The organism is Flavobacteriales bacterium (assembly GCA_016715895.1).
GTDB lineage: Bacteria > Bacteroidota > Bacteroidia > Flavobacteriales_F > PHOS-HE28 > PHOS-HE28.
In genome coordinates this window covers 353,374-378,933 of sequence record JADJXH010000003.1, presented here as the reverse complement: position 1 = coordinate 378,933, position 25,560 = coordinate 353,374, and the positions used below count along the sequence as shown (strand labels likewise).

Sequence of the window (25,560 nt, the reverse complement as noted above, 5' to 3'; positions counted from 1 at the left end):
GAACGGCGGTGCACCTGAGCGGTCGGCCGCAGTTGACCATGACCACGAAAGCGGAGCTGATCGCCCGAATGGAGGCGTTGCTCCAGAACGAAGACCTGGAGCACACCGCCGAACTGGTGGATGCCGTGAAGGAAAGCTACGAGGCGCTGGTGGCCGAGGCCCAGCATGCCGCCACGGTGGCCGCAGGCGAACCCTCCGCAGAGGGGGCCGATGCCCCCGCGCAGGTCCCCATCGAATCCGCGCCGCTGGGCGATGAGGATGACAAGCGGTTCAAGCAGCTCGTCGACGCCTTTCACACCAAGGTGAACGATGTGCGCCGCCGCAAGGCCAAGGAGGAGGCCGACAACCTGGCCGCCAAGCTGGCCGTGATGGAGGAGCTCAAGGCCCTCATCCATCAGGAGGAGAACATCGGCAGCGCCTTCCAGCGCTTCAAGGACCTGCAGGAGAAGTGGAAGACCATCGGCCCCGTGCCCCAGCAGGCCTATCGTGACCTGCAGCGCGATTTCGCCCACCTGCTGGACGATTTCTTCTATCACATCCGCATCTACAAGGAGCTGCGCGACCACGACCTGAAGAAGAACACCGCCCTGAAGCAGGCGCTGATCGCCGACATGGAGGCCGTGCAGCGGGTGGACAGCGTGAAGGAGGCCGAGGCGCTGGTGAAGGAGTACCAGGAGAAGTGGCACCAGATCGGGCCTGTGGTGAAGGAGGAATGGGAGATCATCCGCGACCGGTTCTGGAACGCCACCCGTGTGGTGTACGAGCGGATCCACGAGTACTACAAGGCCCGCCGCACCGAGCACGAGACCAACCTGGCCGCCAAGCAGGCCCTGATCGACAAGGTGCAGGCCCTGGTGGAGCAGAGCGCCGAGGTGGGGGTGAAGGACTGGAAGGCCCTCACCGATCAGGTGCTGGAGGCGCAGAACGCGTGGAAGTCCATCGGTTTCGCCACCAAGAAGGACAACGAGCGCATCTGGAAGGAGTTCCGCACCACCTGCAACGCCTTCTTCGACCGCAAGAAGCAGTATTTCGACGCGCTGAAGGACCAGTTCAAGGGCGCCCGTGAGAAGAAGCAGGCCCTGCTGGACCAGGCGCTGGCCCTGAAGGACAGCACCGAATGGCGGCAGACGGCCGAGAAGATGAAGGCGTTGCAGCAGCAATGGAAGGAGGCCGGTTCCGCAGGACCCCGCGATGAGCAGAAGCTGTGGAACCGGTTCCGCGAGGCCTGCGATGGCTTCTTCGCCGCCCGCAAGGCCCACTTCGACAAGCTCGACGGCGAACAGGCCGAGCACCTCAAAGCCCGCGAGGCCCTGCTGGCCGAGCTCGAAGGCTTCGCCCTCACCGGTGACCGCAACGCCGACCTGGATGCCCTGAAGGCCTTCAGCAAACGCTGGCTCGAATGCGGCCGCGTGTCGCCCAAACACTTCGACGTGCTGCAGGACCGCTATCGGGCCGCGCTGGACAAGCACTACGGGCAGCTGAAGGTGGAGGGCGAGGAGCGCCGCCGCGCCCAGTTCCACGACCATGTCGAGAGCCTGAAGAGCGCACCTGACGGACGCGACCGCATCGAGCGCGAGACGCGCTTCGTGAAGCGCAAGATCGAGGAGCTCGAGAACGAGCTGCGACAGTTCGAGAACAGGATGGGCATGTTCAACTTCAAGAGCGCGACCGGCGAGGCCATGCGCAAGGAGATGGAGAAGCAGGCCGACCGCACCCGCCGTGATGTGGAACGCCTGCGCGAACAGCACAAGCAGCTGGTGAAGGAGCTGCGCCAGGCGTGAGCACCATCGTTCCCGACCTGCCCATCGGGCTCGACATCACCGTCGCCTGGGGCGAACAGGACCTCTTCGGCCATGTGAACAACGTGGTCTACTTCCGCTGGATGGAGAGCGTGCGCATGCATTTCCTGGAGCGCATCGGTGCCCTGCGCTCCCATGCCGAGGACGGCATCGGCGTGATCCTGGCCAGCACCACCTGCGACTTCAAGCGGCCCGTGCACTGGCCCGCCCGCCTGCACATCCGCACCGGCGCGGCACACGTGGGCACCACCAGCTTCACCCTGGCCTACCGGCTCACGGACGTCAGCGGCGCCGTGGTGGCCGAAGGCACAAGCGTTCAGGTGATGTACGACTACGCCAAGGGCCACAAGGTGCCCATCCCCGCCCCCATCCGATCGGCCATCGAAACCCTGTCATGAACCGAGCGTTCCTCCTTTCGACCGCGATCGCCCTTCTCATCGGATGTGGCGGACAGCACAGCCCATCGGTGGACCCCGCTGCTTCGGCACCAGTGGACGTCTGGCCCCTCGCCAAAGAGCTTCTTGGCGACTGGGTGGACAGCACCAGCAGTGACACCTTCACCGTGGTGGAGGCCTGGACCGAAGTGGATGACAGCACCCTTTCCGGTGTCGGCCGTGTGCTCGCGGGGGCGGACACCGTGTTCATCGAAGGGCTCAAACTGATGCGCCGCAATGGCGCTGTGATCTATTCCGCCCTCCCAGGAGGACAGAACAACGGCGCGTGGACGGACTTCACCGCTGTGCCCACGTCCGGCGATACCCTGCACTTCACGAACCTCTCCCACGACTTCCCGCAGCACATCCGTTACTTCCGTGAAGGGAACGGCTGGCACGCCATCGTTTCCGGCTTCTCGAAAGGCGCCCAGCACGAGGAGCATTACCGCTTCAGGCCCCGATGACGGTCGGACGGGATGGGGATCGCGCCGGTCATTAGTTTCGCCCGAACAACCCCCACCAACCAAACCCCTGTTGACCATGAGCATGATGAAGGAGTTCAAGGAGTTCGCGATGCGCGGTAACCTCGTGGATACGGCGGTCGCCTTCGTGATGGGCGGTGCCTTCGGCAAGGTCGTCAGCGGTTTCGTGGACGGCATGGTGATGCCGCTCGTGGGCATGCTGACCAGTGGCGTCGACTTCAAGGAACTGAAATGGGTGATCCAGCACGGGACGGCCGAAGTGAAGGATGCGGCCGGCGCCGTCATCACACCCGCGGTGGCCGAGGTGTCCGTGAAATACGGCGCCTTCATCACCGTCATCATCGACTTCCTCATCGTGGCGTTCGCGATCTTCATGGTGGTGAAGGCCATGAACAGGATGAAGAAGGCCGAGCCGGCTCCTCCCCCGCCCGGCCCCTCCAATGAAGAGAAGCTGCTGATGGAGATCCGCGACGCGCTGCGCAAGTAAGCGTCCCGCACATTCCCGTTCCGAAGCCCCGGCCTGCCGGGGCTTCGTCATTCCACAGGCCGGAACACGCGCTGAGCGGGATCGAAGCGCAGTCCATCCACCGCGAACGCGCTGGCGATCGCACCGCTTTGCACGGCATCCCCGGGCGCACCGTGGAAGTGGGCGCCATCAGGACCGAGGATGAACACCTCGTCCGCGCTGTCCAATGCCTGTTGGAGATCGTGCGTGGCCATCAGCACCGTCAGCGCCCGTTCCCGCGCGATGGTCCGCAGGAGCTGCATCAGTGCGGCCCGCTGGCTGACATCCAGATACGCTGTGGGCTCGTCCAGCAGGAGGACCGGGGCATCCTGTGCCAGGGCCCGGGCGATGAGCACACGCTGCGCCTCCCCATCGCTCAGCTCGTTGAAGGCCCTGCCCACCATCGTCAGCGTTCGGGTCTGCTCCATCGCCTGCTGGACCCGCGCTGCATCGTCAGGGTCGGACCGGAACCAACCCGCGCTCCACGGAAGGCGCCCCAGCCGGACCACATCCTCCGCGCGCATCAGTCCCGCGCGTGGGCGATGGGCCATCACCACGGCGAGCTGCCGGGCACGCTCACGCTCCGCCATGCCCTGCACCTCGCGGCCATCGAGGAGCACCCGTCCGGAGAGCGGCGCCAACAGGCCGGACAAGGTCCGCAGCAGCGTGGTCTTGCCCGATCCATTGTTCCCCAGCAGGGCGGTGACCCTGCCCGGACGGAGCTGCAGATCGAACGCAGGGCGCAGCGGCCGGCCGTGGTGCCCGATCACAAGTGCCTCGGCATGCAGGGTCACGGTCCTCATCCGGTGGCCATTCTCGCCCAGCGGCGTCCGCTCCACAGCACCCACACGACCACGGGCGCGCCGATCAATGAGGTGAGGGCGTTGACCGGCAGTCCGTCCACGCGCCGCACGAGGATGTCGCAGGCCAGCGCCAGCAGTGCCCCACAGAGCGCGCTGCCCGGCAGGACCAGGCGGTGCCCGGCCGAGCGCAGCAGCGCCCGGGCCAGGTGCGGGGTGGCCAGTCCGATGAAGGCGATGGGGCCGCAGAACGCGGTGCACGCCCCCGCCATCAGGCCGGTCGCGAGGATGAGCCGTGTGCGGGTCGCGCGCACCTCCACGCCCATGGAACGGGCGTACTCATCGCCCAGCAGCATCGCATCGAGGGCCTTCATATGCACCAGGGTGACGAACAGACCGACCACGATCGGCAGGGCGAGCCATGGCATCCGTTCCGGACCCACGCCTGCGAAGGAGCCCATGCCCCACAGCACGAACCCACGCAGGGCGCCCTCTCCGGCGGCCACCTCGAGCACACTGACGAGCGCCCCTCCGAGGTGCCCGACCATGAGGCCCAGGATGAGGAGCGTGACCGGGTCGCCGAGACGACGGTCCGCCAGCACGATGACCGCCAGCACCACCAAGGCACCGGCGAACGCGGCCAGCACGAGCGCCAGATCGGCCGCGGCGCCGAGCGTGCTGGAGAGGCCGGGGACGAGCATGACCAGGGCCGCCCCAAGGCCCGCCCCGGAGCTGACACCGAGCACGCTCGGACCCGCGAGCGGATTGGAGAAGAGCGTCTGCATCACCGCACCGCTGCATGCCAACGCTGCCCCCACGAGCATGGCCGTCAGCGCCGATGGGATCCGCACATCCCGGACCACCGCGACCAAGGCCCGATCGACCCCGGGAAGCCCCAGGACGGCATGCAACGCCTCCCTGAGCGACACCGATACCGGTCCCGTGCTGATATGAACCAGCAGCAGCACCAGCAGGGAGAGGAGCGCTGCGGCCAGGGCACCGACGGAACGCATGCGGGCAAACATACGGTCCCGGTGAACCGCGTTCCGGCACGCGGATCGCTGTGCCATCTTCGCCGCATGCGATCCCTGCTCCCTCTGCTGCTCTCCCTGGCCGCCTGTTCGGGCGCCGGCCGCCTCGTGAAGCACGGGGAGCGCGCCGAGCAGGCGGGTGATGTCAGTGCCGCATACGCCGCCTACCGCACCGCCAAGCTGGAACGGCCTGGTCATGCCAGGGCGCACGCCGGCACTCAGCGGACCGGTCAGCAGGTGCTGATCCAGTTGGAGGCCGCGGCGTCCAGCGCCTTCCTCGCCGGCGACCATGACCTGGGCGAGCAGCAGTGGCAGGTGCTGCACGAATTCGCCACGCGCGCCTCCGTGGAGGGGTTGGTCCTGCGGCGCGACCCCTTGGTGGAACAGCGACGCCTTCAGGCGCGCCGGACGCATGTGGCGACGCTCTATGCGCGTGCCGTACAGGCCTTTGAGGAGGACCGTTTTCCACCGTGCCGCGAGCTGCTGAACGAGGTCCTCGCCCTGGACCCCGGTCACGCCGATGCACCCCACCTGCTGCGGATGGCGGAATTGGAGCCCCGGTATCGCCTGGCCCGGCGGGCCTTCGAGGAAGGCCGCTGGCGCGAAGCGTACAGCGGGCTGGACGCGGTTCTCACCGAGGACCCTTCCTACAAGGATGCCCGGCTGCTGCGCGATGCCGCCCGCACGAACGCCAGCTACACCCTGGCCCTTGTGCCCGTGGAGGAACAGGGCGTGGCCGCCCGCGCCACCTATGCGGCCCGCGTGAACGGCGTGCCTGCCGCATTGGCCACGGCCATCAAGGAGGAGCTGCTGGCCCTGCGGGACCCCTTCCTGGTGCTGGTGGCTCGTGAACAGACGGATGCGCTTCTGGAGGAGCAACAGCGAAGCCTGGACGGCATCTACGATGAGCGCACCGCGGCCCGCGCCGGGCAGCTGCTGGGCGCCAAGTACGTCCTGATGACCAAGCTGTTGCGTTATGAGGAAGGCATCGGCCGACACCTGGAGATGCAGGTGAACCTGATGGACGCCAGCACCGGCCGCATTCATCGGTCAGAGCTGGTGCATATGGCCAAGCAGGACCTGGGCCGTGGCGGTTCCGTGCGCAGCCTGTTGATCGCCCGGGCGGCCGAACGCACCGCAGCACTGCTCAAGGGGTTCGACCCTGAAGTGCACTAGTGGAAGTTCGCCGGGCCGGAGTACAGTTCGGCCAGCGAGGCACCACCCCAGCACGTGCCGAAGCCGATGACGCCGATGGCCAGCGCGCACAGCACCCACGACGCCGCCTCCTGCTTGCGCTGACCGAACAGGACCACCACGGCACCCAACACCAGCACGCACACGTGAATGACCACCGCCACCATCATGCCCATCAGCACCACCATGCTGCCGCCGTTGTTCTCCAACAGGGAAAGCAACTGGATCAGCACGGCATAACCGAGCAGCACCAGCAGGTTCGTGCGGAGGAGCTTGGTGTTCATGGTGATCACAAGGTAGATGCTGCTTGCTGCAGTTCCGCCAACCGCATCCGTTGCGCCTCCTCCCGGTAGAACAGGTTCATCGTCTCGAAGGGGATCGCGTTCATCGTGCGCGGGTCGATGATGTGGACGCAACTGCGCTTGATGGCCCGCACGTCGAAGTCGTAGGCGTCGATGAAGCGCATGATGATGATGCGGAAAAGGTTCTCGTACCGCAGCTCCGGCGCGTCGATGTCGGGCAGGCAGCACATGATCCGGTGGAGCGTCTCGTGCGCCTTGTCGCTGGGTGTGCCGGTGCTGAAGAGCTTCACCATGTGCTCCTTCAGGCGGGCATCCTGCTCGTACACGATGGTGTTGCGGCTGTTGTTCAGCAGGTCGTCCGGGTCGATCATGCGCGTGAGCGGGAACACCTCGCTGCCTAGCTTCAGCGCGTAGCCCATGGCGAGCGCGTCGGGGTTGCAGGGCACGGGCACGATGTCCTCCGGCGTGAACAGCGGTGCCTGGTCCAGGATGGCCTGCCGCACCTCGGTGAGCGTGATGCGGTCGGTGGCGGGGTCGTAGTGCTCGGTCCTGCCTGCGGCCTGCACCGGCTGGAAGGTGACGCCCCGCACGCAGCGCTGCTTCAGGGCGAAGTCGATGATGGCGCCCACTTCGTCGTCGTTCACACCCTTCTCCACCGTCACCACCAGCGTGGTGCTGAGGTTGAGCTCGTTCAGGTGCTCCAGGGCCTTCATGCGCACAGCGGTGAGGTCCTCCCCGCGCAGCCGCTTCAGCACCTCGGGCTTGAACGAGTCGAACTGCAGGTACAGCTCGAAGTCCGGCATGTAGGTGGCGAGGCGCTCCGCGAAGGCCTTGTCCTTGGCGATGCGGATGCCGTTGGTGTTCACCATCAGGTGGCGGATGGGCCGGCGCTTGGCCGCATCGAGGATCTCGAAGAACTGCGGATGCACCGTGGGTTCGCCGCCGCTGAGCTGCACCACATCGGGTTCACCCTCGTTGCGTACGGCGGCATCGAGCATGCGCTCCACCTCCTCCAGCGTGCGGTGCCTGCCGTGCATGGGCCCGCTGCTGGCGTAGCAGATGGGGCACTCCAGGTTGCAGCGGTCGGTGACCTCGATCAGCGTGAGGCAGCCGTGCTGCTCGTGGTCCGGGCAGATGCCGCAATCGTACGGACAGCCGTAATGGGTCTTCGTGTTGAAGGTGCGCACCATCTCGCCGGGCTTCAGGTAGTGCCGGCAGCGCTTGTAGTAGTCCACATCGGTGGCGATGAGCACCTTCTGCGCCCCGTGCTCGGGACAGCGCTTCAGCATGTACACGCGATCGTCCTCGAAGATCACCTTGGCGTCGATGCGCTTCAGGCACGTCGGGCACAGGCTCAGCGTGAAGTCGTAGTAGGTGTAGGGGCGTTCAGGCATGGGAGGGGGAATAACCACAGATGGACACGGATGAACACAGATGAATGCGACGGGCTGGCCAGCGTGGGGCACAACCACTGATGGACACGGATGGACACAGATGAATGCGTAGATCAGCATTGCATCCGAACTCCATGCGGGCGGCGCTCGGCTTCGCCTTCGCGGAAGGGGAACCACTGATGGACACAGATGCACACAGATGAGCGCGCATGGTCAGAGAATGACGCGTTTCCATTCGAGCTTGGCGCGCTTGAAGTTCAGGATCAGTCCGACGCGATGGCCGGTGATGCGCAGGTAGTTGAGCATCTGGCCGAGCTCGTGATCGGTGATGCGGTCGATGGTCTTGGCATCCACGACCACAGCCTCCCGCACGATCAGGTCCGGCACATACAAACCGACCTGTTCGTTCTTGTAGAGCACATCGAAGGCGGGCTGTTGCTCGAAAGGGATGCCGCGCAGCCTGAACTCCACCACCAAGGCGTTCTCATAGGGCTTCTCGAGCAGGCCATGCCCCAGCACGTTCAGCACCTCCATGGCACAGCCAATGACCTCCTCTGTCTCGCTCGCGAGCGGATAACCGTCCTGTCCTTTCCTATCTGTGTCCATCCGTGTTCATCTGTGGTTGAATAACCAAGGACCGTGGCGTCAGCCACACCTTGAAGTAATACAGGAGTCCGGCCGCGCAGGCCCACTGGATGGTTGAAAGGCCGAGGGCAATGATGGGCTGCGGCTTGATGGCCTCTACGGCCAGGCGGAAGAGCAGGTAGCCCACCATGAAGAGCTTGAAACGCGCACCGTTCGCGAGGGTCCACCGGCGTTCAACCCCGCGCAACAGCATCCAAAGCGCACCCAGCCACAGGATCTCGTAGAGGTTGGTGGGATGCCGGCGCACGCCATCGCCAAGGTCGATGCCCCAGGGCAGGTCCGTGGGCGTGCCGTAGGTGTTGTCCTCCAGCCCACCGAGCAGGCAGCCCACGCGACCGATCATCATGCCCAGGATCAGCGGGTAGGTGAAGAGGTCGCCGCTGCTGGTACGGACACCGATCAGCTTCTTGGTGAGCTCCACCCCCACCAGCCCGCCGAGCAGTCCGCCCACGATCGTGCGGTTATTGAATGCGATGAAGAGGGCCAAGCCATCGGCGGCGAGCTTGGCTGGATCCTCCAGCGCGCCCAGCACCCGCGAGCCCAGCAGGGCCCCGGCCGCCGCACCGATGATGATCCATACGCGCTTCGGCTCGGGGATGGGATCGCCCTGCCCTGCGCGCAGCCGCTGGAAGTAGGCGTAGCCCACCGCGAAGGCGGCCAGCTCGAAGACCAGGTGCAGCAGGTGATGCATCGCCGCGCCGAAGATGGGGAGGAACGCCATCTTTGAAGCGATGCAGGCCGAGTTCATCCTCTACGTGCAGGACCAGCAGCGCAGCCGCGACCTGTACCGGTTGTTGCTGGACCGTGAACCGGTGCTCGACGTGCCGGGCATGACCGAGTTCGACCTGGGCGGCTGCACGCTGGGCCTGATGCCTGCCAGCGGCATCGCCCGCATCATTACGCCCGCCCTGCCCCACCCCGATGCCGGGCATGGTGTGCCGCGTTGCGAGCTCTACCTGCGCGTGGATGACCTGGATGCGGCGATCGCGCGAGCGGTGCAGGCCGGTCTTACCGCGGTCTCCCCCGCCACCGACCGAGACTGGGGCGACCGGGTGGCCTACTTCGCCGACCCGGACGGCCATGTGATCGCGCTGGCGGCGCCATTTTAGGAACGACAACTGATCACTGAATGCAGATCCCCTTCGAAACCATTGACTGGTCACAGCTGCCGACCACCACGGTGAACGGCACCACCGGCACGGCCACCATGCGCACCGTGCAGCACCAAGGGTTGCGTATTCGGATGGTGGAGTATTCAGCAGGCTACCTCACCGACCATTGGTGCCAGCTCGGACACCTGGTCTTCGTGCTGGAAGGCGAACTGATCAACGAGCACGAAGACGGGACGGTGAACGTGCTACAGGCCGGCATGTCCTATCACGTCAGCGACGGGCTCAGTTCGCACCGGTCGCGCACCAACGGCCCGGTGAAGATGCTTGTGGTGGATGGGGCGTTCTTGGGTTGATCGGATAATGAGTTGATCAGAAGATCAGATGATGATCGCCGCAGAGGTCCATTCACTGATCATCTCATTCGCTGATCCTCTGATCGGACTCACATCCGCCTGTACCACCCCTTGATCCGCTCGCGGTCCAGCACCTGCTGCCAGTCCGGGCCGAAGGCGTGGTCCCACATGTGCGGCAGGTTGTAGGCCACTTCGGCCATGGCGTCGAGGGTCTTCTCGTCCCAGTCCTTGCTGAGGTTGGCGGCCAGGTTCACGCCGCGCTCCTTCACCATGTGCTTGAACTCCTGCACGTATTCGCCATACACGTCCTCCAGCTGGTTGAAGGCCACGCAGTTCGCGAAGCAGTGGTGCATCTCCAGCACCTTGCCCAGGCCGTAGCTCAGCGCGTGGCACACGCCCACCTCGCTGTAGGTGAGGCTGAGGCCACCCATGTAGCTGGCCACCATCAGCAGCTCGTCGCTCTTGGGGTCGCTGCGGTCGCGCTTCAGGTACACCTCGCGGCATAGGTCGAGCGCCTTCTCGCTGTAGGCCTCGGCGAAGGTGTTCTTCTTGGTGCCGGTGATGGCTTCCACGCTGTGGATGTAGGTGTCCATGCCCGTGTAGAACCACTGGTCGGTGGGCACGGAGGCGATGAGGTCCGGGTCTAGCACGATCTGGTCGAAGACGGTCCAGTCGCACTTGAGGCCGAGCTTCTTCACGGGGCCGGTGAGCACGGCGGTCATGCTCACCTCCGCCCCGGTGCCACTGATGGTGGGCACGCCGCAATGGTAGATGCCGGGCTTCTTGATCAGGTTGAGGCCCTGGTACTGCACGCTGCTGCCCGCGTTGGTGAACATGAGCGAGAGCGCCTTGGCCACGTCCATCACGTTGCCGCCACCGACGCCCACCACACCGGCAGGAAGGCCGCGGCGCCCAAGGATGTCGTCGCGCAGCCCATCGATCTGCTCGGTGCTCGGCTCCTTCTTCGTGCTGCAGAAGATGAGCTCGTCGCCCTCCTGCTTCGGGATGCGGGCGAGGAAGTCGGTCTTGTCCTGGAAGTAGTGGTCCACCAGGAAGACCATGAAGCCCTTGCCCGTGTTGCGGTGCGGCTCAAGGATCTCGCCCAGCTTGCCGAAGCTGCCGCGGCCGTAGCAGGTCTTGGTGACGGACTTGAAATTCCGGAAGAGGTGCATGGCCACAAAGGAAAGCGGTTGGGACGATGTGACCGGTCCAAGCCGCTCCGCCAGTTGGTCCGAAGAAGTACGCGATGCATGTCCATCCATATTCTTCGGGAGCACAGGCTCGGGGAACAATGGCCATTCCTAGTCTTACTTTGTGAAAAATGAGACCACCATGCGTCACATCTACCTTTTCACCATTGGTACCCCGTTCGCTTTGACGACCCCGCTGGTCGCCCAGACCATCACGTTGTATTCGAACGCTTTCACGAGCCCGAACATGGCCGTGACCACCGCCGCGTGCGGTACGGACATCAGCCAGCAGGCAGTGAACGATCTTTGGGCCGGCACAGGTGGTGGGACAGGAGGCGGTGGCAATTGGGCACAGACCTTTACTGTTGAGACCTTGTTGATCAATGGTCCCGGTAATGTGTATACCGACCAGGCCGGCATCGGCGGTGATTACTGCATTGGGCTTCAGACGGCCCAACAGAATGACAAAGCGGCCTTGACACTGGACAGCGACGGTCTTCCCTATGTGAACCTGACAATGGACATTTCGGGCATCGAAGTCTCCGGTTGTGGTGCCCCGTTCGGAACGGCCGCTCCCATCTTCCAGGTGACCGTGTTCGACACGCCCTCGGGTGCGTTCAACATCAATTCGCCCGGTATGGTGTTGGATGATGCCACGCTGACCGGTGGCCCCCCTTCTTCGGATCCATTCTCCTTCAATTGGACCACCGTCGGTGCCGCTCTGGACGTTAGCGCCTCCTCCAATGGGACGGTCACCGTGCTGATCGACCTTCAAGCATCAGGGTATGCCGCTTTTGACAACCTCGACATAAGCGCGGACACCTCACCCCTGTCCATCAGTGAGGACAGCCCCACTTCAGAAGCCATGATCTGGCTGGATGCCAACGGCGCTCGGGTCGGGGTGAGGTCAATGGAGCCGAATGCCACCTGGATGATCCGGGACGTCCATGGGAAGACCGTCTCCCATGGCCGGTCCATGTCGGATGGCGGGCTGGATGTGAGCCAACTCCCAAAAGGCGCATACATCCTGAGCTGGTCGGGTGACCATGGCACGGGCCACGGACGGTTCATCTTGCCATGATCAGGATCTGAACAAGTACCGTGTTGGGAGATCGCCCACCCCGGATGTTCATCCACCGCCCCATTTCCGGCTCAGATCGAACGAGCCGTGGGAATGCCTCGTTTTGTCATCGGAACCCGCACCTTCACGCCATGGAATCGGGCATCCTGTTCGGCTACACCGGCATCGACCTGCTGCGCATGGCCTTCACCGCCATGGTGGCCATCCTCTTCCTGCAATCGGGGCTGGACAAGGCCCTGGACTGGAAAGGGAACCTGGCCTGGCTGACCGGCCACTTCGCGAAGTCGCCGCTGAAGGGCACGGTGCCGCTGCTGCTGCCGGTGATCACGGCCATTGAACTGTCGGCCGGGGCGTGCGCCGCGATCGGCCTGTTGCAGGTCGGCCTCCACGGCGACCCGACCCTGGGGGCCTGGGGGTGCACCTTGGGGGCGTTGGCGATCACCCTGCTCTTCTTCGGCCAGCGCGTGGCAAAGGACTACGCGGGGGCCGCGAGCCTGGTGCCCTACTTCCTGCTGTGCGCGGGTGGGATGTGGGTGTACACGGGGTGAATGCAGCGAACCACAGATGGACACGGATGGACACAGATGATGCAGCCGGCATTCCGCGTTAGGGATTATTCTATGACGTGTGCAAGGGGTGTTCGTATCTCGTAAGGCACTCCCTTTCGGATCACGGCACAGACGCGGTGGATGAGTTTGTTGCGCATGGCGTTGAAGACAAGCATCTTGTGTTTGCCCTCGGCCACTTTGCGGTCGTAGTAGGCGCGGAACTCACCAGGGAACCGGATGAGCCCGACCACCGAGACATGCAGCAGGGCCTTGAGCGTATGGTTGGCATTGTGCGATACGCGGGTGCGCCCTCTGATGCTGGTGCCTGACCTGTTCTCGAAGGGTGCGCATCCGGCATGGCAAGCTAGCTGTCGCGGTGAGGTGAATCGCGTGAAGCCGTCGGTGAGGGCCCGCAGATGTGAGCCCAGAATGAGCCCAACGCCTTCCACGGACTTCAGCAGTTCGAAGCGCTTGCTCAACTCGGGCTCCGCGTTGATGGTGTCCTCGATCATGCCTTCCAGTTCCTTGATCGCCTTGTCCAGCGCTTTGATCTGTGCCTTATCGAACCGGGTGAACGGCCCGCGCAGGTCCTTGTCCATGAGCTTGTTCATGTCCTTGATCTGCCGCTGGTGCATGGTCTTGCGCATCACGTAGTTCTGGCGCTTGCTCAGGAGCTGCTTGAGCTTGTTCATCTTCAGCTGGTCGGCCGTGAACAACCGCGACTTGTCTTGGAAGCGCCGGGCGTAGTCGGCGATCCTGAGCGCATCCACTCGGTCGCTCTTTCCCCGGGTCATTCCGATGCTCTGCTTGATGTCGTTGGGATGAGCAAGCCAGGTGGGGATCTCCAATTCCACCAACACTTCCAGCAGCGCATGGCCGTAGTAGCCCGTGGGCTCCAGGCACACCAGGTATTCTCCTTTGACCGGTGCGAACTCCTTGGTCCATCGACGCAGTAGTGTCTTCACGCTTCTGGTGGTGTTCTCCACCTTGGTCTCAGCGGTCAGCGTCCCGCGTTCATCCAGCAGGGCCACATCCAGTGTCGCCTTGCTCACGTCGATCCCGATCCAGTGTTTCATGTTCGTTTACTTTTGGGTGACACACGATCCCCTGGGGGAGCGCTGAGCATCGGGTCCTGAACTTGACAACTCTAGTAGGCCGTGAGCCTCACATTCTATCCAAGCCTCAGACCTGAGGGACCGCAGGTACCGATAATCGCTATAGGTCATCACACCTTCGCAGCGGACTGGTTCACCTGTGATCCTGCTCAGCCTCCTTCGGAGGAATTGTTCACTTCGAAGATGCTTCATCTTCCAAGCGTCCAAGTGTAGAGCAGCAGCGGGTAGCCCACAGCCGCACGAACCCCGGCTCAAGGCCGGGCGAGGGCGGCGAGGACTACGAGCGAATGGCCCGACGGCGCGGCGCATTGGGCCGCGCCGGAACGTCCTATCCGCCTTTCCAAGGAGAACAGATCACCTGGTCAGCCTGAGAACCTGCCTGCCATACACCGGACAATCATACTCGATGCGATCATCATGCTCAACGGCATCCCAAGGTGGATCGATCGGTACTGAATGAACGTGCCTTCCCCAAAGGTCCGTAGACTCCGCTTGCAGTTCATCTTCGATCACGACAAAGCTCCCATGCCTGCTGATGAATGGCCTGTACATCGCCTTCTCATGTCGAACGAGCGCCGCTCGCCGAACGTCGAGCACCCCCCATTGATACAACGTTCTGAAGAAGATCGTTCCCGTCTCCGGGATCAATAGAAAGTCGGACTCCTCAACATCTCTGGCGGAATGGTCGCTGGCCCATTCAACCCTCAATGTGAAGCTCTCGCTCGAATGATGCACTCGAAATAGCGCTGATGCATGCACTTCAGGTTCACCAACGGACTTCTCTGAGCAAATGACATCCGGCACGACAGGGTTGTCATCCGGTATCCGCTCAATGCGCATAGGCGCAAAGTAGGTGACCTAAACCACCACCCCTATCATCCGCCGAAGCCTAAGCGTAGGCGGACTCCATCGCCTTCACGATCGCCGCTTCCATCTTCCCCACCATCGCATCCAGCTCCTCCGCCTTCCAGGTGACGCGGATGTTGAAGCTGATGAGGCGGCTCATGACGGCATCGCTCTTGGGGAAGGTCAGGGTCTTGAGGTCCTGCGGGAGGCCGAGCTCGTGGGCCACCAGCTTGTAGGGCATGCTGAGGTTCTTCACGTGGTCCCACTGCTTGATGTAGTGGAACATGTTGTCGTACCAGTAGCCGTGGGGGATGCCGGCCTCGGCGAACAGCTTCACAGTGGCGCGGGCGACCTGCTCGCTGGGCAGCAGCAGGTGGAAGAAGGTGGCGCTGTCGCCGGCCTCATCGGTGTGGCGGCGGAACTGCAGGCCGGGGATCTTCGACAGGCGCTCCTTGATGATGGCCTTGTGGGTGCGCTGCTGGGCGAGGATGTAGGGCAGCTTCCGCGTTTGGGCCAGGCCGATGGCGGCGTTGATCTCGCCGATGCGGAAGTTGGTGCCCATGATGGGGTGCTGCTCCATGCCCCGGTTGTTGCCGATGTGGTCGTGGCCGTGGTCGGTGAACTGCTGGGCGGTGTCCCACAGCTGGTGGTCGTCGGTGATCACCACGCCGCCTTCGCCGCAGGTGTTGATCTTGAAGAAGTCGTAGCTGAAGCTGCCCATGCGCCCGAAGGTGCCGAGCATCTTCCCCTTGTAGCTGGCGCCCAGGGCCTGCGCGCTATCCTCGATGAGCTGCACGTTGTGCTCCTTGCACACGGCCATGATGCCGTCCAGGTCGGCCGCGGCGCCGCACATGTGCACGAGCAGCACGGCCTTGGTCTTCGGACCGATGACGGCGCGGATGCCTTCGGCGCTCATGCAGAGCGTGTCGTCGATCTCGGCGAAGACGGGCAGGGCCCCGGCGAGCATCACCGCTTCGATGGTGGCGATGTAGGTGAAGGGTGGCACGATGACCTCGTCGCCGTAGCCCACGCCACAGGCCGCGAGCATGGTGCTCACTGCGGTGCTGCCACTGCTCACGGCCAGGCCGTACTTGGCCCCGCAGAACTTCGCCACCTCGGCCTCGAAGTCCTTCGCCTTCCAATGGCCCTCGCGCTGGGCGTCGTGGTTGAAGCGGAACAGAACGCCGGTGTTCAGGACGTCCATCACTTCCTTCTTCTCCTCTTCTCCGAAAAGCTCCGTGCCGGGCATGGTGGAATGGGTTGTGGCGCAAAAGTAGCGGGCGGCCGTTGGCCGGTTGACGATCCTCAGGGTCGGCGCCGCGCGCGGGGACTAGGTTCGCCGGAAACGAAAGCGTCCATGGACCTGAACGGCAAGGTGGCCCTGATCACGGGCGCGGGATCCGGCATCGGTGAAGCGTGCGCGCTGCTCTTCGCGAAGCACGGGGCGAAGCTGGTGTTGACGGATGTGGACAGCGCTGGACTGGAGCGGGTGGCCACAGGGGTGAAGGCCGCCAGTGCGGAAGCGATCACCGTGCGCAACGATGTGGCGGTGGCTGCGCAGTGCGAAGCCGCCGTGGCCGCTGCCGTGAAGGCCTTCGGTCGCCTGGATGTGGCGGTGAACAACGCGGGCATCGGCGGACCCGCCGCACCCACGGGGGAGTATCCGCTGGACGGGTGGGAGAAGGTGATCGGGGTGAACCTGAACGGCGTGTTCTACGGCATGCGCTACCAGATCCCGGCCATGCTGAAGCGCGGCGGCGGCAGCATCGTCAACATCGCTTCCATCCTGGGGCAGGTGGGCTTTGCCTACAGCAGCGCCTATGTGGCCGCCAAGCACGGTGTGGTGGGCCTCACCAAGAACGCCGCCATGGAGTATGCCGCCCAGGGTATCCGCGTGAACAGTGTGGGCCCGGGCTTCATCAAGACGCCGCTGCTGGACAAGAACCTCACCCAGGAGCAGATGGCCGGTATCGCCACGCTGCACCCCATCGGCCGGCTTGGCCGATCGGAGGAGGTGGCCGAACTGGTGCTCTGGCTCGCGAGCGACAAGGCCAGCTTCGTCACCGGCAGCTACCACGCCGTGGACGGCGGGTACCTGACGCGGTGAGCGAAGGCGGGCGGTGGGCGTTCAACGCATACGAAGCGGGATGGGCGTGGCGTTAGCTTCACCCCATGAAACGCGCGCTTCTCCTCGCCCCCGTCCTGCTGGTCACCCTGCATCACGCTCAGGCCCAAGGCTGCAGCGATGCGGGCGTCTGCACGGCCGGCCCGATCGGCGAGGCCCCGTTGCTGCTGCGCGACAGCGCGTCCGTGACCGCGGAGCCCCGGCACCTGCTGCGGTTCACCTTCAGCTACGCGGTGGGCGAGCAGGGAACCACGGTGATCCAGGAAGTGGCCGAGGTGAGCCTGGGCCTCACGCGGCGGCTCGGCCTGCAGCTCCGGCTCCCATACCAACAGGCCAGCGGTGAACTAGGACAGGTGAACGGCGTGGGCGACCCGGTGGCCACGCTGAGCTATGCGGTGTGGCGCCGCGACCCGCACCGGCTGGACGGTGGCCGTCCGCGCTGGGCCGGTGCCCGCCGACTGGACGTGCTGCTCGGTGTGAAGGCCCCGAGCAACAAGGCCGACGCCACCACGGCCGACGGCAAGCCCCTGCCCATGCCCTACCAGACCAGCCTGGGCACCATCGACCTGCTCGCCGGCCTCAGCTACCGGCACGACCGCTGGAGCCTGGCCCTGGCCTACCAGCACGTGCTGAAGAACACCAACGAGAACGGCTTCACCCACGAGCGCTGGATGGACGACATGCGGGCCCTGGGCTACTTCGAGAGCCCCTTCCTGGAGCGGGCGAACGATGCGGTGGCCCGGCTTCAATATGCCGTGCCCATCGGCCGCGTGACCGTGCAGCCCGGCCTGCTCGCGATCGTCCACCTGGGTCAGGACCGGCGGCTGGCCTCGTCGGGGAACATCATCGGCTTCCCCGGGACCGAGGCCGTGGCCGGCTCCGAGGGCCTGACCCTGAACGTGACGGTGGATGCCCGCTGGCGGATGAGCGACCGGTGGGCGCTGGAGCTGAGCTACGGATCGCCGCTGGTGACCCGCACCGTTCGGACGGACGGTCTGACGCGCAGCATGGTGCTCAACCTGGGGCTGGCCTACCGCTTCGGACGCTGAGCGGGATCAGGGCTTCCGTTCCATGCGGACCAGGGGCAGCACCAGCGCCATCACCACGGCGGTGCCCAGCACCATGGCCACCACGAGCGGCAGGTCCACCTGGGTGATCCGCAGGTCCGCCGGAAGGGACAGGAAGAGCAGCACGGTGATCAACCCGCGGGGTGCCAGCACCAGGGTGGCCGGGTCCACCCGCCCCATGCTGACGGCGAGCACCACGGCGCGCGAGGCGTACAGCAGCCCGAGCAAGGCCCCCACGATGATCCACACTTCGCCGCGCAGCACCGTCGCCAGGCTGATGGAATAGCCGAAGAGCACGAAGAAGAAGGTGCGCACGATGAAGGTGCTCTCCCGGGTGAGGGCATGCAGCAGTTCCCGGTCCGCCGCCGCCCGGGGATAGTCGGCCATGCGGTGCAGCCACGCCAGGGGGATCTGGGTGAGGTTGGCCATGAAGAGGCCGAAGACCAGAATGATGATCAGGGAGGACAGGTGGAACGACTTGCCCAGCCCGTACACCATCATCAGCAAGGCCAGGATGAGGAAGACGCGGACGTTGTGGGTGGAGCGCGACAGCAGCCAGAGCAGGCCCGCGCACGACAGCAGGCTGATGACCACCACGATGAGCAGGTCGAACAGGGTGCCGCCGAAATGCTCCAGGTCCAGCGCACCGGAAGTGGCGAACAGGTTGAAGGCCACCACCCCGAGGATGTCGCTGATCGAGGACTCGTAGATGATGAACTCCTTGCGGGCCTTGGGCAGGCCGGCGGCGGAGGGGATGGCGACCGCGCTGCTGATGACGCTGAAGGGTACCGCGTTGGCCAGGCAGGCCCGCCACGGCGCGCCGCTGAGCCCGTGGAGCAGCACGGTGTAGGCCGCCCCCACCAGCAGCAAACCCGCGACCGATGCCAGCAGGGCCCGGAGGATCACCCCGCGCCGCTCGGGGCTGTACTCCAGCTCCAGGGCGCCGTCGAACACGATCAGGATCAGGCCCACCGTGCCGAGGGTCGGCAGCAGGCCCTCGGTGGCCAGCACGGGGAAGCCCATGCCCACCGAGATCTCGCGCAGCGCCACCCCCAGCGCCAGCAACAGCAGCACCGAGGGCACCCGGGCCCGTTTGGCGAAGAGGTCGAAGATGTAGGAGAAGACCACCAGCCCCCCCAACAGGATCAGGACGTGCTCGGTGGCCATGGCGCAAAGAACGCGAACAGCCGTCAACGGCCACACTACCTTCGGCGAAGATGCGGACCGCCCTGCCCGCCGCCCTGCTCCTGCCGGGCCTGCTCCACGCCCAGGTCGACCTGCCCGTCTTCGGGAAGCAACAGGTGATCAATGGCTACGCCAAGGACGTGGAGGGCGAGGTCCTCTCCTACTTCAGCGTGTACCCGGAGCATGCCACCACCGCGTTGCTGACGAGGTGCACCGATGGGAAGAAGGCCATCGCCTGGGAGACCGCCGTTGTGCCGCACTACCCACAGGACGAGCACATCCCCTACTATTACTTCAGCTGGATCGCGGCGCACAACAGCAGCACCAGCGGCGGAGATCGTTCGTTCGACCTTTACATCAACGATGCGAAGGCGCTCACCTTCACCACGCACCACAGCACCACGCCGGGCTCGTGGGAGGCGGATGGCACGGACGGCACCAAGCTGGTCTTCGAGTTCAGCAAGAAGGACCGCCACGGCGATGCGCACGGCTTTACGCACCTGCGGGTGCCACGGAAGTTCATCACACCCGGCCAGCCGCTGCGGCTGAAGGTGGTGGGCCATGCCCAGAACAGCCCGGATTGGTTCATGACCTTCCGGTACAGCTTCGAGGAGAAGGTGGAGGTGGAAGCTTTGCCGTTCGTGTACCGGCGAAGTCACAGCGAGTTGCAACCCTTGCAGTTCACTGTCATGCACTTCGGAAAGCCAACGACCATGGAAGTTTGGATCGATGGTCAGCAGGGATCGCAGAAATTCAAGATCGCGAATGGCCTTCAGGTCATCGAAACACCGATCGTCGGAGCGTTCACACCGGTCAAGGTGAAAGCGAGGATCGACAAGGTCGATCTGCTTGACTCCCTTGTGGTGATCCCGAAACTCGTTCACCGAGACGTGTACTTGGTCCACCACAGCCACACCGACATCGGCTACAGCCACCTGCAGGCCGAAGTGGAGCGGATCCAGAACAACAACATCTGGAAGGCACTAGAGCTGATCGAACGCACCAAGGACTATCCCGATGGCAGCCGCTTCGTGTGGAACGTGGAGAGCCTCTGGGCCGTGGAGAATTTCCTGGGCATCGCCAGCGAGGCGGACAAGCAGCGCTTCATCGCGGCAGTGAAGAACGGCAGCATCGCCCTCAGCGCGAACTACGCGAATATCCTCACCGGCCTCTGCACGCCCGAGGAGATGCACTGGATTATGGAGTACGCCGATTCGCTGCGGAAGTGGTACGACTTCCCGATCACCATGGCCATGCAGACCGACATCCCCGGCATGAGCTGGAGCATGGTGGACGCCTACGCCGCGCATGGCATCCGCCACCTGAGCCAGGGGCCCAACTACATCCCCGACATGCCCGATGGCGGCGACCGCATCGGCAGCACCCTGCGCGAGCAGGGCGACAAGCCCTACTGGTGGAAGAGCACGACCGGTCGCGACAGCATCCTCGTGTGGACGGCCGGACAGGGCTACGGCGGCTGGCACGGCTATACGGCCGGGGCGATCAAGGAACGCGGCACCCGGAAGATCGCCGCCTACATGAACGAGCTCGATGCGAAACGTTATCGCTACCGCATGGTGCAGTGGCGCTACAACATCGTGAGCGACAACGGTCCGGTGGACAGCACCCTCAGCGACTTCGTGCGCGACTGGAACGAGAAGTACGCCTCACCGCGCTTGATCATCGCGAACGCGGGCACGATGATGCAAGAGTTCGAGAACCTGTACGGCAAGCAGATCCCCACTTGGAGCGGTGACTTCACGCCCTATTGGGAGGATGGCGCGTACAGCACGGCGAAGGAGGAAGGCGATGTGCGCGTGCTCAGTGCGCGGCTCACCAACCTGATCGAAGCGGCGAAGATCCTTAACAAGCCCATCGACCCGCACCTGCTCTACCGCGCCAAACGCAGCATCGTGATGTGGCACGAGCACACCTGGGGCGCGTGGTGCAGCATCAGCGATCCGGACGCGCACTTCACCACGGACCAGTGGCGGGTGAAGCAGGACTTTGCGGATAGTGCGGGGTGGTATGTGGATGCGATCGAGAGGCGTATGATCCCTTGGCATGACTGTTCAGCTGATCTAAGCGCACTGAATACGCTTCCATGGGAGCTTTCGTCACTTGTCGTGCTATGCGACTCCATAGAAATTGAAACAGGCAAACGCTTCCTGGTAAAGGCGGTTCACGATGAAAACGGAAGCAGTCAAATGGTTCAGCGCGAAGTCCAAGGTGGGCTATCGTACGCACCAATGACTATACCACCGGAATCGACGAAGGCATGGCGGTTATCCGGAACAACCAATTGGCGTGAAGCAAGGCATCAGTACAGAAAGAATAAAAGGACAATGGTGATTCCTGAATGGGTGCCAAAACACTCACTGCATTATCGCAACGGAACTGATGTAGTCGTTGAGTCAGAGAATCAGGTTGTCCTCAAGGACACAATTTCCACTGGGCCGTACATGATGCATATCGTCGGTCAGGACAGCAGTTCATGGTCCAGATGGATTGAGACCAGGGCCTGGGTTGAGAAAGACCTTGTGCAACTGAGGTATATCATTAGCAAGTCAAAAGTCCGCGAAAAGGAATCCCTCCACCTCGCCCTTCCCTTCAACATCCCCAACGCCACCGTCCGCATCGGCATTGGCGATACCTGTGTCACACCCGAGAGCGGCCGCATCCCCGGCAGCAACAACGATTTCTTCTGCGCCCAGCGCTGGATCGATGTGAGCAACGACAGCATGGGCGTCACCATCGTGTGCCCGCAAGGCGCGATCTGGGAGGTGGGCGAGATGGTGGACGAGCGCAAGGTGAACCCCGGCAAAGGCACGAACCCTGAGTACTACAAGGCTTGGAAGACCGAGGCGAAGAGCAGCAGCACCATCTACCTCTACGCCCTCAACAACTACTGGCACACCAACTTCAAGGCCGACCAGGAAGGACCGATCGTCTTCGACATCTACCTGAAGATGCACGGGCCTTTCAAGCTGGAGGACGCGCGGCGGTTCGGGCTGGAGATGACGCGGCCGCTCATTACGTGGTGGAAGTAGAATGCGGTGAATGGTGAATGGGAGTTGGTGAATGGAACGCTAGCCCGGCGGCATTCCCCATTCACCATTGACCATTCGCCATTCACCACCAACCAACTCCCATTCACTTTCAGCCATTCACCGAAATTTGCACCTTGTGAAGAAACGCCCCACCCTTTCCGATCTCGGTGGCCTGGTGTATTCCAGCGGCCCGAAAGGCTCCGGCAAGCCCACCGCCCCGGCCAAGGACCAGGACCTCCGCATCCACCTGGACCGGCTGAAAGGCAACAAGGTGGTGACCCGCATCGTGGGCTTCGTGGGGAAGGAAGCCGATCTGGAGGACCTGGGCCGCGCCCTGAAGAGCAAGTGCGGTGTAGGCGGCAACACCAAGGACGGCGTGATCCTGCTGCAGGGCGACCACCGCGACAAGGTCTTGGCCTATCTCACCGAGAAAGGGTACAAGGTCAAAAAGGCAGGAGGTTGATCAACGCACCAGTAGCGTCGACCCACCGGGTCGACCTGAGATGATGGCCAAGAAACCCGCAACCAAGACCTACCGCTTTACCGCGCCGCTGGAGAAGATGAACGCACAGATGGCCTTCATGTACGTGGAGGTGCCGTTCGATGTGCAGGCGGTCTTCGGCACCAAGGGGCGCGTGCGGGTGCTGGGCACGGTGAACGGCGTGGCGGTGGACCGCGCCCTGATGCCCCAGAAGAGCGGTGTGCACATCATCATCCTCGGGGGCGACATCCGCAGGGCGGCCAAGATCAAGCGTGTGGGACAACCTGTGGAGGTGGAGATCTGGAGGCACCCTTCGCCCGAGGTGCTTGAGCTGCCCGAGGCGCTGGCCGAGACCCTGGACTTCCTGCCCGAGATGAAGGCCGCGTGGGATGCGCTCACCCCCGGCATGCGGCGAAGCATGTGCTACTGGGTGGGCAGCGCGAAGACCGAGGCCACGCAGGCCAAGCGGGTGGCGGAGCTGCTCCGGCGGTTCGAGGCCGGCGACTTCCAGGTGGGCAAGGGCCGCCGCTGATGGTCGGCCTCGTCGGCGGGGAGGCCTGCTCCATCGGCCCTGCGGCAAGGTCGGTCCGGTCGCGGAGGGACGGATGGTGTCCTGGCTTACCTTGGGCACCCTTGTTGAACCACCCATGCTTCGCCTCCTGACCCTCGCCGGCCTTGCCCTGACCGTGTATCCGCTGGCCGCCCAGTTCCCCGCCACCCTTCCCGGTGACCGGACCTGGGTGAACGCCCACGGCCAACAGATCGCCATCAGCCCGCCCGTGGCGGCCCGCTCCGTGGGTCCGCTGCGCGACCTGCCTGCGCTGGAGGACCTCGACCTGCCTGTGGCGGAACGCAAGCTGACGCGCAACATCCAGGTGCAGCGTGCGGTGGAGAACCTGGACGCCCTGCCCAAAGGCGAGGACCCCGCCCTGCAGCGGAGCGCCGCCAGCCGTCTTTCCCGCCAGCCGCTCGTCTCCTTCGCCGGACAGAACGGATCGGGCATCCCGCCGGACCCGACGGGGTCCGCCGGACCTGACCACTACCTGCAGTGCGTCAACACGTCCTGCCGCCCCTACACCAAGACCGGTGCCAGCGCCGGGAGCACCTTCAGCCTGGCCAGCATCTGGCCCGGAAGCACCAACGATGGCGACCCGATCGTGCTCTACGACCGGCATGCCGACCGCTGGTTCATCAGCCAGTTCCAGGTGAGCGGCAACGAGATCCTCATCGCCGTGAGCCAGACCAACGACCCCACGGGCGACTACTACACCTACTCCTGGTCCTTCTCGCAATTCCCCGACTACCCCAAGTTCTCCATCTGGTGGGATGGGTACTACATGACCTCGAACAGCACGCATACCGCAGTGGTGTTCGAGCGCGAGAAGATGCTCCAGGGCCTGCCCGCGCAGCGCATCCAGCTGTCGGCGCCCAGTGCCGCCAACGCGGGCTTCCGCTCGGTGCTGCCGGCCGATGCGGATGGCGACCTGCCGCCGAACGGCACGCCTTGCTACTTCTTCAACCTGGAGGATGATGCCTGGGGCGGTGTGCCGGACGACCGGATCAAGATCTATGAGATGACCACCGACTGGGCCACTCCGTCGAACACCCAGGTGGTGCAGAGCCAGACCCTGAACACGGACCCGTTCGACACCAACTTCGGCTTCGGCTTCAGCAACATCAGCCAGCCCGGCACCAGCGACAAGCTGGATGCGGTGGCGCAGATCCTGTACTTCCGTGCCCAGCACGTGCGCTTCGTGGGCCACAGCAGCGTGCTGCTCTGCCACGTGGTGGACGTGAACGGCGGCAACCGCGCCGGCATCCGGTGGTACGAGCTGCGCGACGCGAACGACGGCAACTTCAGCATCCACCAGCAGGGCACCTGGTCGCCGGACAACGGCAACCGGTGGATGGCGAGCATCGCCATGGACAACCAGGGGAACATCGGCATGGGCTACTGCCACACCAACCCCAGCACGACCGTGTACCCCGGCCTGCGGTACACGGGCCGCTATGCCAGCGATCCCCTTGGGCTGATGACCGTGCCCGAGCAGACCATCATCGATGGCGGCGGCTCACAGACCGGCTTCAACCGGTACGGCGATTACTCGCACACCGCCCTGGACCCCAACGGCACCACCTTCTGGTTCACCGGCGAATACCTCAGCGCTTCCGGTCAGCCCCGCACCCGCATCGCCTCCTTCGACCTGGTGGCCACCGTGGGGCTCGATGGCGACGCCGCCCTTCCCCAGGCCAGCCTGAACGCCTGGCTGGACGGGACCGACCTTCGGGTGCAGTACATGGGTGCTCCGGATGATGGTCTGGTGGCCGATGTGATCGGCATGGATGGACGGACCGTCAGCTCCCTCCAGGTGAGCGCCCCGGCCGGCAGCTGGCAGGGCCGCTTCCCCACCGAGGGGCTCGCCTCCGGGGTGTACTTCGTGCGCGTGGGCAACACCGCGGGCCAGAAGGTCCAACGCTTCGTGCTGCCGTGATCCGCCTGTTCAAGAATCTGCTGGCCGCCTCCGCCGTGTTGTGCGGATGTGCGGGTGGGAAGAGCGCACCGTCCGGCGGTGCCGCATCACCACCTCCGGGCCACACGCTCGGCACGGTCACCCTCGCCCATGCGGCGGATGGCTGCCCCGTGCTCATCGCCCTGGATCCGCCCGGAGAGATCGGTCACCTGATGCCGGTCGGCTTGGACGAACGCTACCGCCAGGAAGGGCTGAAGCTGAGCTTCACCTACACCCTGTCGCGCATCCACTCCGGCGACTGCAGCAAGGGTACGCCCGCCGTGCTGGACAGCATCGCGCTGCGTTGAGCG

General features: G+C 64.3%; 27 protein-coding genes. 16 read left to right on the top strand and 11 right to left on the bottom strand.

All coding sequences use genetic code 11. The annotated features are described in order from the left end of the window. Positions 1 to 38 precede the first annotated feature (38 nt). The 4 genes from IPM49_01855 (at position 39) to mscL (ending at position 3,202) form a co-directional block, all read left to right on the top strand. Positions 39 to 1,781 (top strand): DUF349 domain-containing protein, encoded by a 1,743-nt coding sequence (locus tag IPM49_01855; protein ID MBK9273269.1) that lies wholly within the window; start codon positions 39 to 41, stop codon positions 1,779 to 1,781. Continuing rightward, entirely contained in the window at positions 1,778 to 2,197 is a 420-nt protein-coding gene (locus IPM49_01850) for an acyl-CoA thioesterase (protein MBK9273268.1), read from the top strand. The genes IPM49_01855 and IPM49_01850 overlap by 4 nt, the downstream gene beginning before the upstream one ends. Next, positions 2,194 to 2,697 carry a hypothetical protein gene (locus IPM49_01845; protein MBK9273267.1) on the top strand — a complete coding sequence of 168 codons (504 nt, stop codon included), beginning with the start codon at positions 2,194 to 2,196 and terminating at the stop codon, positions 2,695 to 2,697. The genes IPM49_01850 and IPM49_01845 overlap by 4 nt, the downstream gene beginning before the upstream one ends. Positions 2,698 to 2,773: 76 nt before the next feature. After that, the gene (gene mscL, locus IPM49_01840) at positions 2,774 to 3,202 is read left to right on the top strand and encodes a large-conductance mechanosensitive channel protein MscL (GenBank protein ID MBK9273266.1); all 429 of its coding nucleotides are present in this window, start codon (positions 2,774 to 2,776) and stop codon (positions 3,200 to 3,202) included. A 47-nt stretch (positions 3,203 to 3,249) separates the two neighbouring features. On the opposite strand, the gene IPM49_01835 is transcribed toward mscL, so the two are convergent. Both IPM49_01835 and IPM49_01830 read right to left on the bottom strand, forming a co-directional pair. Continuing rightward, complete coding sequence (locus IPM49_01835) at positions 3,250 to 4,023, bottom strand: ABC transporter ATP-binding protein (protein ID MBK9273265.1); 774 nt, start codon at positions 4,021 to 4,023, stop codon at positions 3,250 to 3,252. After that, the gene (locus IPM49_01830) at positions 4,020 to 5,033 is read right to left on the bottom strand and encodes an iron ABC transporter permease (GenBank protein ID MBK9273264.1); all 1,014 of its coding nucleotides are present in this window, start codon (positions 5,031 to 5,033) and stop codon (positions 4,020 to 4,022) included. Before IPM49_01830 ends, IPM49_01835 begins: the two co-directional genes overlap by 4 nt. Positions 5,034 to 5,099: 66 nt before the next feature. Here IPM49_01830 and IPM49_01825 point away from each other — a divergent pair, with 66 nt between their 5' ends. Further along, positions 5,100 to 6,227 carry a hypothetical protein gene (locus tag IPM49_01825; protein ID MBK9273263.1) on the top strand — a complete coding sequence of 376 codons (1,128 nt, stop codon included), beginning with the start codon at positions 5,100 to 5,102 and terminating at the stop codon, positions 6,225 to 6,227. On the opposite strand, the gene IPM49_01820 is transcribed toward IPM49_01825, so the two are convergent. The 4 genes from IPM49_01820 to IPM49_01805 form a co-directional block, all read right to left on the bottom strand. After that, positions 6,224 to 6,529 carry a hypothetical protein gene (locus IPM49_01820; GenBank protein ID MBK9273262.1) on the bottom strand — a complete coding sequence of 102 codons (306 nt, stop codon included), beginning with the start codon at positions 6,527 to 6,529 and terminating at the stop codon, positions 6,224 to 6,226. The genes IPM49_01825 and IPM49_01820 overlap by 4 nt on opposite strands. Positions 6,530 to 6,534: 5 nt before the next feature. Continuing rightward, positions 6,535 to 7,941, bottom strand: a complete 1,407-nt coding sequence (locus tag IPM49_01815; GenBank protein ID MBK9273261.1) for a radical SAM protein — start codon at positions 7,939 to 7,941, stop codon at positions 6,535 to 6,537. A 213-nt stretch (positions 7,942 to 8,154) separates the two neighbouring features. Beyond that, positions 8,155 to 8,547, bottom strand: coding sequence for a GxxExxY protein (locus tag IPM49_01810; GenBank protein ID MBK9273260.1), 393 nt, complete (start codon positions 8,545 to 8,547; stop codon positions 8,155 to 8,157). Further along, positions 8,534 to 9,307, bottom strand: coding sequence for a prolipoprotein diacylglyceryl transferase (locus IPM49_01805; protein ID MBK9273259.1), 774 nt, complete (start codon positions 9,305 to 9,307; stop codon positions 8,534 to 8,536). The genes IPM49_01810 and IPM49_01805 overlap by 14 nt, the downstream gene beginning before the upstream one ends. A gap of 10 nt (positions 9,308 to 9,317) precedes the next feature. Between IPM49_01805 and IPM49_01800 the strand changes: the two genes are divergently transcribed. Next, positions 9,318 to 9,695, top strand: a complete 378-nt coding sequence (locus IPM49_01800; protein MBK9273258.1) for a VOC family protein — start codon at positions 9,318 to 9,320, stop codon at positions 9,693 to 9,695. A gap of 20 nt (positions 9,696 to 9,715) precedes the next feature. Continuing rightward, positions 9,716 to 10,051 carry a DHCW motif cupin fold protein gene (locus IPM49_01795; protein ID MBK9273257.1) on the top strand — a complete coding sequence of 112 codons (336 nt, stop codon included), beginning with the start codon at positions 9,716 to 9,718 and terminating at the stop codon, positions 10,049 to 10,051. A gap of 89 nt (positions 10,052 to 10,140) precedes the next feature. On the opposite strand, the gene IPM49_01790 is transcribed toward IPM49_01795, so the two are convergent. Continuing rightward, a complete protein-coding gene (locus IPM49_01790; protein ID MBK9273256.1) occupies positions 10,141 to 11,223 on the bottom strand; it encodes an iron-containing alcohol dehydrogenase in 1,083 nt (360 codons plus the stop codon). Positions 11,224 to 11,383: 160 nt separating this feature from the next. Between IPM49_01790 and IPM49_01785 the strand changes: the two genes are divergently transcribed. Together IPM49_01785 and IPM49_01780 are read left to right on the top strand one after the other, a co-directional pair. After that, positions 11,384 to 12,322, top strand: coding sequence for a T9SS type A sorting domain-containing protein (locus tag IPM49_01785; protein MBK9273255.1), 939 nt, complete (start codon positions 11,384 to 11,386; stop codon positions 12,320 to 12,322). Between the two features lie 179 nt (positions 12,323 to 12,501). Then, positions 12,502 to 12,870, top strand: coding sequence for a DoxX family protein (locus IPM49_01780; protein ID MBK9273254.1), 369 nt, complete (start codon positions 12,502 to 12,504; stop codon positions 12,868 to 12,870). Positions 12,871 to 12,935: 65 nt separating this feature from the next. Here the strand turns inward: IPM49_01780 and IPM49_01775 are convergent, their stop codons facing one another. The 3 genes from IPM49_01775 to IPM49_01765 all read right to left on the bottom strand — a co-directional run bounded on the left by IPM49_01775 (position 12,936) and on the right by IPM49_01765 (position 16,080). Beyond that, the gene (locus IPM49_01775) at positions 12,936 to 13,946 is read right to left on the bottom strand and encodes an IS110 family transposase (GenBank protein ID MBK9273253.1); all 1,011 of its coding nucleotides are present in this window, start codon (positions 13,944 to 13,946) and stop codon (positions 12,936 to 12,938) included. 393 nt (positions 13,947 to 14,339) lie between these two features. Next, positions 14,340 to 14,825: a hypothetical protein gene (locus IPM49_01770; protein MBK9273252.1), complete on the bottom strand. Its 486-nt coding sequence runs from the start codon at positions 14,823 to 14,825 to the stop codon at positions 14,340 to 14,342. 49 nt (positions 14,826 to 14,874) lie between these two features. Next, a complete protein-coding gene (locus IPM49_01765; protein MBK9273251.1) occupies positions 14,875 to 16,080 on the bottom strand; it encodes a DegT/DnrJ/EryC1/StrS family aminotransferase in 1,206 nt (401 codons plus the stop codon). 108 nt (positions 16,081 to 16,188) lie between these two features. On the opposite strand from IPM49_01765, the gene IPM49_01760 reads away from it, so the two are divergent. Both IPM49_01760 and IPM49_01755 read left to right on the top strand, forming a co-directional pair. Then, positions 16,189 to 16,938: an SDR family oxidoreductase gene (locus IPM49_01760; protein ID MBK9273250.1), complete on the top strand. Its 750-nt coding sequence runs from the start codon at positions 16,189 to 16,191 to the stop codon at positions 16,936 to 16,938. Positions 16,939 to 17,003: 65 nt separating this feature from the next. Beyond that, positions 17,004 to 18,005 (top strand): hypothetical protein, encoded by a 1,002-nt coding sequence (locus IPM49_01755; GenBank protein MBK9273249.1) that lies wholly within the window; start codon positions 17,004 to 17,006, stop codon positions 18,003 to 18,005. 6 nt (positions 18,006 to 18,011) lie between these two features. Here IPM49_01755 and IPM49_01750 read toward each other — a convergent pair whose 3' ends face one another. Continuing rightward, complete coding sequence (locus IPM49_01750; GenBank protein MBK9273248.1) at positions 18,012 to 19,190, bottom strand: cation:proton antiporter; 1,179 nt, start codon at positions 19,188 to 19,190, stop codon at positions 18,012 to 18,014. A 50-nt stretch (positions 19,191 to 19,240) separates the two neighbouring features. On the opposite strand from IPM49_01750, the gene IPM49_01745 reads away from it, so the two are divergent. From IPM49_01745 to IPM49_01725, 5 genes are all read left to right on the top strand, one after another. Further along, on the top strand, positions 19,241 to 22,258 hold the full coding sequence (locus tag IPM49_01745; GenBank protein ID MBK9273247.1) for a hypothetical protein: 3,018 nt from the start codon (positions 19,241 to 19,243) through the stop codon (positions 22,256 to 22,258). A 136-nt stretch (positions 22,259 to 22,394) separates the two neighbouring features. After that, positions 22,395 to 22,721, top strand: coding sequence for a translation initiation factor (locus tag IPM49_01740; protein ID MBK9273246.1), 327 nt, complete (start codon positions 22,395 to 22,397; stop codon positions 22,719 to 22,721). Positions 22,722 to 22,764: 43 nt separating this feature from the next. Then, the gene (locus tag IPM49_01735; protein ID MBK9273245.1) at positions 22,765 to 23,271 is read left to right on the top strand and encodes a DUF1905 domain-containing protein; all 507 of its coding nucleotides are present in this window, start codon (positions 22,765 to 22,767) and stop codon (positions 23,269 to 23,271) included. A gap of 115 nt (positions 23,272 to 23,386) precedes the next feature. Continuing rightward, positions 23,387 to 25,231 carry a T9SS type A sorting domain-containing protein gene (locus IPM49_01730; GenBank protein MBK9273244.1) on the top strand — a complete coding sequence of 615 codons (1,845 nt, stop codon included), beginning with the start codon at positions 23,387 to 23,389 and terminating at the stop codon, positions 25,229 to 25,231. Beyond that, complete coding sequence (locus IPM49_01725; protein MBK9273243.1) at positions 25,228 to 25,557, top strand: hypothetical protein; 330 nt, start codon at positions 25,228 to 25,230, stop codon at positions 25,555 to 25,557. Before IPM49_01730 ends, IPM49_01725 begins: the two co-directional genes overlap by 4 nt. The last annotated feature ends 3 nt before the right edge of the window (positions 25,558 to 25,560 follow it).